Genomic DNA, 12,977 nt, shown 5'->3' on the forward strand with positions numbered 1-12,977 from the left:
TAGCTGTGCTTACATTGGTAAAGCCTAAAGTAACCGTGATGTCTGTCGCTGATGGGTTACTCAAGCTCACTGGGAAACTCAAGATGCCGCCTTCTGCTATAATCGCATCTCCAATAGTAACTGTTGGTGCATTGTCATTGTCTGTAATAGTTCCCGTTGCCGTATCGGTTGTGGACCCTACTGTTCCTGTAGTACTTGTGATTCCTACTGTGAAGGTTTCTGTAGATTCTGCAATCGGGTCCTCTGTTGTTGCTACTGTTGCTGTAGCCGTGGTAGCGCCCGCTAAGAATGTTACTACTACTGGTGTAGTGGTGTAATCTCCGTTAGCTGTGCTTACATTGGTAAAGCCTAAAGTAACCGTGATGTCTGTAGCCGAAGGGTTACTCAAGCTCACTGGGAAACTCAAGATGCCGCCTTCTGCTATAATCGCATCTCCAATAGTAACTGTTGGCGCACTTTCATCATCCGTAATGGTTACCGTAGCGGTTTGCACACCACTTTCTGTTCCGCCTGTTACTGTAGCGATATCTACAATTACCGTTTCCGATCCTTCGAAAATAATATCATCCGTAGGGTCAACTGTTACTGTTCCTGTGGTGGATCCCGCAGGAATCGTTATTGTGGTTACTCCTGTTGCATAATCTGTTCCGTTGACAGCTGTGCCTGTATAAGCCAAGGTAATAACTGTAGCTGTTGTACTTGGGTGGCTCAACGTGGCAGTGATGATCGCTGAAGTAACTGCGTTTTCCGCAATACTTGTAGTTCCTGTTAAGCTTACCGTTGGCGCACTTTCATCATCCGTAATGGTTACCGTAGCGGTTTGCACACCACTTTCTGTTCCGCCTGTTACTGTAGCGATATCTACAATTACCGTTTCCGATCCTTCGAAGATAATATCATCCGTAGGGTCAACTGTTACTGTTCCTGTGGTGGATCCCGCAGGAATCGTTATTGTGGTTACTCCTGTTGCATAATCTGTTCCGTTGACAGCTGTGCCTGTATAAGCCAAGGTAATAACTGTAGCTGTTGTACTTGGGTGGCTCAACGTGGCAGTGATGATCGCTGAAGTAACTGCGTTTTCCGCAATACTTGTAGTTCCTGTTAAGCTTACCGTTGGCGCACTTTCATCATCCGTAATGGTTACCGTAGCGGTTTGTGTGCCTAATTCAGTTGCACAGCCACCTGAAACAATAGTAATATCAGCAATGACAGTTTCTGGCCCTTCAAATATACTATCATCCGTCGGGTTAATTGTAACTGTTCCTGTGGTTGATCCTGCTGGTATTGTAATTGTTGTATTACTTGCAGTATAATCTGAATTGATCGTTGCTGTTCCTGTGTAAGAAATAGTAACTAAAACATCAGTAAACGTTGGTGTCGATAAAGTTGCTGTTAAGTTAACTCCAGTACCAGAATTTTCATTAATTGAAGTCGTACCTATTAAGGTTACAGTTGGAGCATTTACAGCTACCGTTGACGTTGATGTCAATGGTCGACTACAAGTTCCATTACTTACATTAGTAAGATTTAAAGTAGTATTTGATGTTACTGATGGTATTGTAATAGTGACTGTTCCTCCTGATCCAATTGTTGCAGTTCCAGATGCTGCACCTGTATAATTTACAGTATTTCCTGCCATTCCAGTTATAGTGAAAATTGCATCAGCACCAGAACAAATTGGACTATTAGAAGTTAGTGTTGCTGCAACTGGTAAAGCATTTACCGTTACCGTTGAAGTTGCTGTTAATGGACGACTACAAGTACCATTACTTACGTTAGTAAGATTTAAAGTTGTATTTGAAGTTACACCAGTTACAGTAACATTAACTGTTCCACCTGTCCCAATAGTTGCTGTTCCAGATGCTGCACCTGTATAATTTACAGTATTTCCTGCCGCTCCAGTTATAGTGAAAATTGCATCAGCACCAGAACAAATAGGACTATTAGAAGTTAGTGTTGCTGCAACTGGTAAAGCATTTACCGTTACCGTTGCAGTTGCTGTTAATGGACGACTACAAGTACCATTACTTACGTTAGTAAGATTTAAAGTTGTATTTGAAGTTACACCAGTTACAGTAACATTAACTGTTCCACCTGAACCAATAGTTGCTGTTCCAGATGCTGCACCTGTATAAGTTACAGTATTTCCTGCCGTTCCAGTAATAGTGAAAATTGCATCAGCACCAGAACAAATAGGACTATTAGAAGTTAGTGTTGCTGCAACTGGTAAAGCATTTACCGTTACCGTTGCAGTTGCTGTTAATGGACGACTACAAGTACCATTACTTACGTTAGTAAGATTTAAAGTTGTATTTGAAGTTACACCAGTTACAGTAACATTAACTGTTCCACCTGATCCTATTGTCACAGTTCCTGATTGGGCTCCTGTGTATGTAACTGTATTATCCGCTGTTCCAGTAATTGTAAAGACTGCATTTGAGCCTGAACAAATAGGACTATTAGAGGTCAGAGTTGCTGCAACAGGTAATGAATTTGGCGTGGTACTGGCACTAGTTGAGTTATTAGCAGTATTAGAATCATTAGACGAACTTATTGTAGCAACGTTATTATAATTTCCTGATGCATTAACTCGAGCTGTTATTACTAAAGTAGCGCTTTGTGAATTATTTAGGCTCCCAATAGCCCAATTACCACTTGAATTAGTATAAGTACCAATACTAGGTGTTGCGGAAACAAAATTATATCCTGTTGGTAACAAATCTAGAACGGAAACCCCAGTTGCATTACTAGGACCATTATTTGTTGCAGTAATTGTAAAAACAACATTCGAAGATATACATGGACTGGAAATATTAACAGTTTTTGTTACAGAAACATCACCACAAATGTTTACCGGTACAGGCGAAGATTCTGCTATAGCGCCACACGATAAAGTTGATGAAACAGAATAACTTCCAGTTGTAGTTGTTGTATAAGTGTTTGAATTAGCCCCCGGGATAGGATTACCATCTAAAAACCATTGGTAGGGTTCAAAACCCGGTGTTGTTGACAGGATTGCACTGGTAGAGCAGCTGGATCCTGTATCAGGCACTACAGTAGGAGTTTCAGGAAGTTCAGTGAAACTTGAAAATATTGCGGCCATTGAAGAACCATTGCCCTGCTGTACTATCCCAACAGTCATTTTAGCTAAACTTTGAATGCTAATAAAATTCGGATTGGTAATTTGAGTATTGGTGAAATCAATTAAATACCAAGTAGAAGTACCTAACTGTCTTCTAACTCCCGCTATAGTTTCTATATTGACTCCATTGACATTCACCAATGCCGTAGCGCTTGGTAGAAGTATGTATCCAAAATAGTTCATACTTCCGTTATTGTAATTTAAAAATTTAGAAGTCTCAATAAAATTAGATCCACCACATTGGGATACAGGTGCAACATTTGTAACATCAACTTCACAACCCTCAGCGGTACCAGAGTAAACAGCAACTTTTTTGTTACTAACAATTCTAGATGCGGAAAAAGCTGCACCAGTTCCGTGTTTGTAAGTATAAAAACCTCCAGCGAGAGCAATATTAACAGGTAAAGTGCTTGATAAAACGCCTGTTTCTGTAAATTGTTCAATTGTTAAAACTGTATTTGCTTCCGTAGCAACAACTGTAGTTTGTTCTGCTGTTGAATTACCCCGGCCTTTATAAATTATGTATTCCTTTCCTAAATTTGATATTGGAGCAACTTGATCTAAAGTACCGTCACCACAAGCCTCGGGAGCATCAATTTTAAAACCAGTATTGACTACTGCTGGTCCAGATGTTTCAACTAATGAACCTAAAACACTTTCAAACAAATAACTTTGTCCAGCATTTAAAGTCACAACTGTGACTCCATTTATTTTAACAGAAGTGTTATTGTTTATTGCCATAACACTATAAACTGGTACTTGTACTGGATCAGTTGGTTTACTTTTGATAATGTTTCTGTAATATCCAACTCTAAAACTTATACCTAGACCTGCATCACCAAAACTGGTTAATGCGGCGTTTCCTTTGATATAATCAGCATCAGCACCACTTACTTGGTCTGACGCAATATTTCTTACATTCACCGATACGGGAGCTGTAGCGGTAATGTTTAGTCCAATTGCAGGTAATGCAACATTAAGTGCATGATATTTTAAACCTGCAAAAACAGGTTTGCCAACAAATCGATATGCAACTGGAGTTCCTTTTACAGTGCTCAATGTAACTATTAAAGTTCCATCACTTTTTTTAACAGCAACTGAAACTGCCGAAGTGGATTCCGTTGAAATAACGATTTCATTTGCATCACTGAAGTAATTCCACGGAGCTGGAGCGATATAATGTTGCTTATAATACTGCGCATGAGTACTCTGAAACGCAATTATTAGAAAAAATACAAAAAAGAAATTCTTTACAGAGGTAAAATTTATCATGTATATTTGGGTATTAGAAAATAGTATTATTAATATTTTATTTACGAAAAAAAATAGTGTTTAGTTTTTTAATCTGTCTAATTTATTGGACAACTTAAAAGCACTAAATTCTTTTGTGGATAAATATTGATGGTTTGGCAATAAGTAAAAATAGTCACGGCTAATTCGTTAGAGAATTTATGACAAATTTGTATGGAGTACAAATAGAACAAAGTTATAGTATCAAAAAATTTGTTTAAAATAAAGGTAAAATAAGACACTGTAAAAGAGATAATAAAAGTAAAGTTCTTCATATATTGAATTTTATATTTTAAATCTGTTTTGTAAACTTAATTATCACTTACAATAATTAATTGTTAAGGATTACAAAAAAAAATCCAAAATCAATGTTTAATTACACAATACCCTGCAAATGTAAGTATTTATACAATTACTAGTGATAACCCCAAAAAAAAAAAGACTAAATAAGAGCTTTATTCGACAAAATGTATTATTTATTCGTTATAAAACACCATTTTAAAGCCTCAAATTGCTAATTGAAGTAAAAATATAGGACGATTTATTAATTTACAGGCTATTAATCCCATATAAAAGCACAAAAAACTGACTCTTTATCGCTAAGTAGTCAGTTTTTTTTATAGTATTAAACTTGTAAATAATATGTTAATATGGCGTACCTTCTATGGATTAAGCTTACTATTTTTTCGGCTAAAACCAAAATAAACCACCAATCCAATCAAAAGCCAAATTCCAAAATAAATCCAATTCCAAACACTTAATTCTGCCATCATATACAAACAACAAATCAAGCCTAATAATGGAATTAATGATAAATTTGATTTAAAAGACCAAACTGATAATCCAGCTAAAACAATTAGGAAAATCCACATTGGAATTTTATGTTTAAACAAACTAAAACCACTTTCATACTTCACAGCGTCTGCAATTGGCAAACCAGCTATAATACTGGAATATTTTGCATCATCTTGGTATTGACTTAATAAAAGCTCTAAGTCAGGAGTTTCATCTGTGCTGTTTTTCGCATCGATACGTACTAAATACTCGTATACTTTTTGAGTTTCTTCTTTGTTTAACGATGTGATAATATCCGATGAACTGTTGATCTGTGTTTCATTAGTAATAAAATCCATAGTCGCTTTTTCATTGTAACCAAAAGCAAATACTAATCCAATAATAATGAAAACTGGCAATATGTATTTTGAATTTACATAAGGAGTTTTGAATTTCCCACGAGGGATATCAGTTCTGTTTTGTAACACTAAAACTCCGGCACAAACCAATACAAAGGCGAATAAAGTTCCAATACTGCACAAATCCGTAACTAGTGTTAAATTCAAAAACAAAGCCGGCACTGCTACAACAAAACCCGTTACGATTGTAGCGTAGGAAGGCGTTTTATATTTTGGATGCACTTTTGAGAAACGTTTTGGCAACAAACCATCACGACTCATACTCATCCAGATACGCGGTTGTCCCATTTGGAAAACCAATAAAACACTAGCCATAGCCACAACTGCACTTACCGCAATAATTCCCGACATCCATTTCAGATCTAATTTTTCAAATACAAAAGCCAATGGATCACCTACATTCAATAGGTCATAAGAAACCATTCCAGTTAAAACTAACGCAATTGCAATATATAAAATGGTACATATAATTATGGCCCACATCATTCCTCTTGGTAAATCGCGTTGTGGATCCTTACATTCTTCTGCTGTTGTTGAAATAGCATCAAAACCGATGTAAGCAAAAAACACTGCTGAAACTCCTTTTAAAACTCCTGTAACACCATTAGGTGCAAATGGATCCCAATTAGCAGTATCTACATAGAAAACACCAACAGCAATTACTAAAAGAACGATACATAATTTGACAACAACCATGATATTACTCGCATTTCGAGACTCTTTCATCCCGCGGTAAATTAATGCTGTGATTAAAACGATAATTAATAATGCTGGAAGATCTGCTACAAAATGAAATGAACCAATAACAGGTGAAGTTGTCCAGGCGGTATAAGCATCTTGCAAAGCAGGACTTAAGTTGGCATATTCTTTTCCTCCTTGCATTAGTGCCGTGGCATCATCAAATCCTCTGGAAGCAGACAAGAAATCCATCTGAACCCATTGCGGCAAATGAAGACCACCACTCTCCAGTAAACTTGTAAAATAATCACTCCACGATATGGCAACCGTTATATTACCAACCGAATATTCCATAATCAAAGCCCAACCAATAATCCACGCTATAATTTCGCCAAAAGCAACATAAGAATATGTATAAGCACTTCCGGAAACGGGAACCATCGAGGCAAATTCAGCATAAGCAAAAGCAGCAAAACTACACGCAATAGCAGTGAATAAGAATAAAAAGATAACCGCAGGGCCTCCATCAGCACTTGCTTTTCCAATGGTACTAAAAATACCTGCCCCTACAATTGCAGCGATTCCAAAAGCAGTCAAATCTCGTGCAGTCAAGTGTTTTCCTAGGACATTGTGTCCATCAGCATTATTTTTTTCAACTTGTTTTAATATATCTTGTACTGTTTTTTTTCTAAATAAACCTTTTAACGCCATATTGTAAATTTTATCATTAAAAATTAATATACTGTAAATTATATGTTTTTATGTTAGATATTATGCAAATAATCTTCAAAAATCAAAAGTATAAAACAAATTGAACTAATGCCGTTTCTCCAACTATTTTTTTTTATTATTTTTTAAAACCTTTAAAATGATTTATTTATTGATTTAAAAAGTCAAATAAATCAATTTCAGCACTATAAAAAATAAATTCAATAAAACTAAAAAACATTTTTCCGCTTCTGATAAATGTCTTCATTTTTTACTGACTATTTCAAACAGCTCCTTAAAATGGTCACCGGATGCAATGCTTTTCTACTCGTTCCATCAAAAATCTGGTGGCGACAACTGGTTCCCGCAGCAGCAATAGCCGTCGTCGGTTCAGTCGCTCTAATTTTTGGAAACAACGTATCTTCTCCCATTTGCATGCTGATTTCATAATGTTCTTTTTCATATCCAAAAGATCCTGCCATACCGCAACATCCCGAATTATAAATAGTAACCGAACTGTTTTTGGGTACATTCAACATCGCAAAAGTCGCTTCCATCGTACTCAATGACTTTTGATGGCAATGTCCGTGAATTTTTATTGTTTTCTTTTCTTCAGAAAATTGCTCTGCATTGATTTTACCTTTTGTAATTTCATTTTTGAAAAACTCTTCAATCGTAAATACATTTTTGGCTAATTTTTCGGCACCTTCTTTATCGTCAGCCAATCGAATGTATTCGTCCCTAAAGGTCAATATTGCCGAAGGTTCTATTCCTATCAAAGGGAAATCAGCAGTACTATAATTCGAGAAAATTTCAACATTTATATTCGCAATTGCTTTTGCTTCTTCTAGAAAACCTTTCGAGATAAAAGCTCTCCCACTTTCTTCATGATCTACCAGAATCACTTCATAACCTAATGCTGTCAATAATTCATATGCATCAATTCCAACCGAAACGTCATAATAATTAGTGAATTCATCACAAAACAAACATACTTTTCCGTTGACAAAAGAATCACTTGGCGCCTGATTCCAATTTTTCTCGTACCACTTTCTAAAAGTCTTTGGAGCCAAAAGTGGTACTTCTCTTTTGGAAGCAATTCCCATGCTATTTTTTACCAAAGGCAAATTCACCATAAAATTCGTAAACTTTGGAGTGATACTTCCCAATCCATTCAGTTTAGCATTAAAAGCAAATATTTTATTGCGCCATGAAAATCCATTTGCTTTTTGATATTGGTACAAAAACTCCGATTTCAAAGCCGCTACATCCACATTACTGGGACATTCGCTGGCACAAGCTTTGCAACTTACGCACAACTCAAATACTTTATACAATTCTTCGTGGTCGAATTTGTTGTCTTTCTCTGAATGTGTAAGGTATTCCCGCAGCGCATTAGCTCTGGCGCGAGTCGTATCTTTTTCATTTCGGGTAGCACGGTAACTGGGACACAAAGTTCCGCCAGCCGAAGGTAATTTTCTACAATCACCGGAGCCATTGCATTTTTCCGCGGCACGCAAAATTCCCATACTATCCGAAAAATCCTGAATTGTTTGTATTTCCGGTTCCACTCTGCCCGCTTCCACCCGAAGATTCTCATCCATTTTGAAAGCATTTACAATTTTACCTACATTCAAAATAGTGTTAGGATCAAAGGCATGTTTGATTCTTTTTAATAATTCATAATTCTTATCCCCAATCATAAAAGGCAAAAACTCACCACGCACAATTCCGTCTCCGTGCTCTCCACTCAAGGATCCTCTGTATTTTTTGACCAAAATAGCAACTTCGGTTGCGATGTTTCTAAATTGGTGCAATCCCTCTGTTGTTTTTAAGTTTAAAACTGGTCGCAAATGCAATTCTCCGGCACCTGCATGTGCATAATAAATCGCGCTCTGACCGTGGCGTTCCATCATGGCGGAGAATTCGGCAATATAATTGGGTAAATCACTCAACTCAACTGCGGTATCTTCAATAGAATCCGCCGCTTTATTATCACCAACAATACTTCCTAAAAGTCCAAGACCTGCTTTTCGCAACTCGTTAATTTTATCAATATCTGCTCCGTAAATTTTGGGCAAAGCATACCCAAAATTGTTTCTTTCCAAATCGGCTATTAAATCATTAGCTTGTCTTTCGGCATCTTCCAGACTGCTATGCGACGCCACTTCGAGCATGATAACTGCTTTTGGTTCCCCTTGAATAAAAAATCTGTTTTTAGCTTGCTCTCTGTTGGTTTTGGTACAATTCAATATTGTATCATCCATCATTTCGCAGGTATACAAATGATGTTTCATCGCTGTAACTACAGCTTCCAAACTTTCCTGAATCGTATGAAAATGAGCCACCACCATAACATTATATGTTGGCGGTACATGATCTGCTTTTAACGTAATTTCCGTGGTAAAAGCTAGCGTTCCTTCGCTTCCGCAAAGGAGTTTCCCTAAATTTATAGTATTTTCGGTTCCTCCAAAAAGTTCTGATTTCAATAATAAATCAATTGCGTATCCCGTATTTCGTCTGTGGATTTCAGGTTTTGGAAATTCTTTTATAATCTCTTTTTGGTTTTCTGTATTCGAAAGTTCCTCATAAATGGTTTTGTAAATAGAACTTTCAAGCGTGTTTCCTTTTGTTTTTTCAATGAATTCCGCCGAAGTCAGTTCTTTAAATACTGCCAAAGTCCCATCACTCAAAATCGCTTTGATTTCCACTATTTTATCGCGGGTCACTCCGTACCTAATAGAAGTAGTTCCCGACGAATTATTGCCTACCATCCCTCCTATCATACAGCGATTTGAGGTTGAAGTATTGGGGCCAAAAAATAATCCGTGTTCTTTTAAATACAAATTCAGTTCATCCCGAATTACTCCCGGCTGCACGGTAACCGTTTTTTTTGCAGAATCAAAAGCGACAATCTTAGTAAAATGTTTTGAAACGTCTACAATTATTCCATTACCTACTGTTTGACCAGCTAAGGAAGTTCCAGCAGTTCTGGGCGTAATTGAAATTTTATTTTTTGCTGCAAAGCGAATAATTTTAACAATATCATCCTCTGATTTTGGAATCGCTACAGCAACTGGCATAATTCGATACGCGGAAGCATCTGTGGCATACAGTGTTTTATGGAGATCATCATATAAAAGTGTTCCTTCTAATGACTGAGATAATTGTTCTAACTGAGGCGTGATTGACATGTAGTGAAGTAAATTGCTGTTGTGCTTACAAATATAAAATATCGTACCAAATAAATAACTGATTTAAGTATTAAAACCCATTGATGGATTTAAAATATTCGACTTTTAATAGCAGCCAGTGGTTTTCAAAAAAAATTTATAAGCACATGTTACCACTTTCAATAAAGTAATCAAAGAGATAAAAAGGTACAAAAAAAGAATAAATATGTTTTCAATAATTAATTTTAAAGTCATAAAATCGATTGAAATTCACAACGTAATCTAAAATAATTTTCAAGAAAAAATTAAGAAGTACTTGTGACTGCTCTATGATTTAATATGCCAATAAACACTAAACATTAAGCAAAATAAATCCTTGTAACGAATTCAAATTCAAATCGCTATGTGACATTTATCACATACTATAATTAATACTAAAATAATTATTTTCTTATGATAATTGTCACTTTAGATTAAATATGTGCCCCCTAATTTTGCCCTATCAATAATTAAAAAAACACATGATTATGAAAATCGAACAAATTTATACCGGATGTATTGCTCACGCAGCCTATTATTTAGAAAGTAACGGAGAAGCGGCCATTTTTGATCCGTTACGCGAAGTGCAACCTTACATTGATAGAGCATTTAAAGACAATGCCAAAATTAAGTACATTTTTCTGACTCATTTCCACGCTGATTTTGTTTCAGGACATTTGGATTTAGCCAATAAAACAAATGCAAAAATTGTCTATGGCCCAACAGCAAAACCGGCTTATGAAATTATTACTGCCCAAGACGGACAAATTTTTGAAATTGGAAATTACAAAGTGAAAGTGATTCATACACCGGGACACACCATGGAAAGTACTACTTTTCTGTTGATTGATGAAAACGGAAAAGAACATGGAATTATAACCGGCGACACCTTGTTTATTGGGGATGTAGGGCGCCCGGATTTAGCGCAACATGTTGTTGCTGATCTAACACAAGACAAATTAGCACGTCATTTATACCATTCGCTGCGAACTAAAATAATGCCTTTATCTGATGATTTAATCGTTTATCCTAACCACGGTGCAGGTTCAGCTTGCGGAAAAATGATGAGCAAAGAAACTACGGATACTTTGGGCAACCAAAAGAAAACCAATTACGCCTTGAACCCGAAGATGACCGAAGACGAGTTTGTTACTGCTGTATTGACCGGATTAACGAATCCTCCAGCCTATTTCCCTGCCAATGTGTTGCTGAATATAAATGGTTATGACAGTTTGGATGCGATACTAAAAAAAGCAAAAACACCATTAAATCCAACCGAATTTGAAGTTGTGGCAAATGAAACCAGAGCTTTAGTATTAGATACACGTGACGCATCTGAATTTGCTAAAGGATTTATTCCGAACAGTATTAACATTGGTTTAGATGGAAGTTTTGCAATGTGGGTGGGAGAAATGATTGCTGATATTAAACAAGAAATCTTATTAGTCACAGAAATTGGTAAGGAAGAAGAAAGTATGGTGCGCCTTTCGCGTATAGGGTACGATCATACTATTGGCTACTTGAACGGTGGAATTACTTCTTGGAAAAAGGCAGGTTTTGAATTGGATACGGTAAATAGAATTACGGCCAAACAACTGGAAGACACTGTTGATTTTGATGCAACACTAATTTTTGATGTCAGAAAGAAAAGCGAATTTTTATCGGAACATCTTATTGGAGCAATAAATGTTCCCTTAAACGAAATTAACAATCACTTGGCAGAATTTCCAAAAGACAAAAAATTTATTTTGCATTGTGCCGGTGGATATCGCAGTATGATTGCTGCCTCAATTTTAAAACAACGTGGATGGGATAATTTTGTTGACGTCATTGGTGGATTTGCCGAAATCAAAAACACCAATCTTTTAACATCTGATTATGTTTGTCCAACGACATTACTGTAAATAATTCAAAGGTTTTTAAATCAAAAGAGATTTCCTGAAAATGGCAATCTCTTTTTTTGTTATGTGATATAAGTTACCATACCTACAAAATGCGTGAGCTACTTTTGAAAAAATAATTGAAAGTAACATGAGAAATACAATCCTGACAATTGCAATTTTAAGTATGACAATAGGTTGTAAGAAAGAAGAAACTGCAACCCCGATTCCAGAAAAAAAAACACCAACAGAACAACTAATTTCCGGAAATCAACGTTTTATTGAAGAAAAATCTATTCATCCGCATCAAGACAAAAAAACAGTGCTAAAAAACCAAAATGAACAACATCCTTTTGCAGTAGTACTATCTTGTTCTGACAGTAGAGTTTCTCCTGAAGTATTATTTGACCAAGGATTAGGCGATCTTTTCGTCATTAGAAATGCAGGAAACTTAATTTCAGATATTGACATGGGAAGTATTGAGTATGCCGTAGAACATCTTGATGTGAAATTAATTATTGTTTTAGGTCACACAGAATGTGGTGCCATTAAAGCCTATATCGAAGATAAAGATAATTTATATAAAAAACATTTGAATCACATTGATGATATTGTAGCCACTCTTGCCGAGGAAAAAGAAGAACAGGCCGAAGAAAAAAAAATGCCGAAGGAAAAAAATTTATTGGGTTCTATAAATGCTAACATTGAACATTCAAGCAGGCTTATTCAGGAAAATTCTATTATAAAAGAGCACAAAACTAAAATTATTTCCATGCGCTATGATGTGCATACAGGCAAAATAATTCAGTTATAAACTGCTATGTAACATTAGTCACCAAATTTAAAGAATTCATGCATTAATTTTGTCCTATAA

At 36.0% G+C, this 12,977-nt stretch carries 5 protein-coding genes; 2 read left to right on the forward strand and 3 right to left on the reverse strand.

Annotated features, from left to right (window positions below):
- The 3 genes from DR871_RS09480 to DR871_RS09490 all read right to left on the reverse strand — a co-directional run.
- The coding region (locus DR871_RS09480; RefSeq protein ID WP_129752537.1) for a Calx-beta domain-containing protein at positions 1-4,414 on the reverse strand (4,414 nt) is incomplete at its 3' end.
- A 680-nt stretch (positions 4,415-5,094) separates the two neighbouring features.
- Positions 5,095-7,014 (reverse strand): amino acid permease, encoded by a 1,920-nt coding sequence (locus DR871_RS09485; RefSeq protein WP_113666077.1) that lies wholly within the window; start codon positions 7,012-7,014, stop codon positions 5,095-5,097.
- Between the two features lie 275 nt (positions 7,015-7,289).
- Complete coding sequence (locus DR871_RS09490) at positions 7,290-10,205, reverse strand: FAD-binding and (Fe-S)-binding domain-containing protein (RefSeq protein ID WP_113666078.1); 2,916 nt, start codon at positions 10,203-10,205, stop codon at positions 7,290-7,292.
- Between the two features lie 506 nt (positions 10,206-10,711).
- On the opposite strand from DR871_RS09490, the gene DR871_RS09495 reads away from it, so the two are divergent.
- Positions 10,712-12,127: an MBL fold metallo-hydrolase gene (locus DR871_RS09495; RefSeq protein WP_113666079.1), complete on the forward strand. Its 1,416-nt coding sequence runs from the start codon at positions 10,712-10,714 to the stop codon at positions 12,125-12,127.
- Between the two features lie 127 nt (positions 12,128-12,254).
- Entirely contained in the window at positions 12,255-12,917 is a 663-nt protein-coding gene (locus DR871_RS09500; RefSeq protein ID WP_113666080.1) for a carbonic anhydrase, read from the forward strand.
- The last annotated feature ends 60 nt before the right edge of the window (positions 12,918-12,977 follow it).

The organism is Flavobacterium petrolei (assembly GCF_003314435.2).
GTDB classification, from domain to species: domain Bacteria; phylum Bacteroidota; class Bacteroidia; order Flavobacteriales; family Flavobacteriaceae; genus Flavobacterium; species Flavobacterium petrolei.

Bases quoted from the DNA above. Each gene is read 5' to 3' on its own strand.
- DR871_RS09485 (WP_113666077.1), bottom strand. From the start codon at position 7,014: ATGGCGTTAAAAGGTTTATTTAGAAAAAAAACAGTACAAGATATATTA.
- DR871_RS09500 (WP_113666080.1), top strand. From the start codon at position 12,255: ATGAGAAATACAATCCTGACAATTGCAATTTTAAGTATGACAATAGGT.
- DR871_RS09495 (WP_113666079.1), top strand. From the start codon at position 10,712: ATGAAAATCGAACAAATTTATACCGGATGTATTGCTCACGCAGCCTAT.
- DR871_RS09490 (WP_113666078.1), bottom strand. From the start codon at position 10,205: ATGTCAATCACGCCTCAGTTAGAACAATTATCTCAGTCATTAGAAGGA.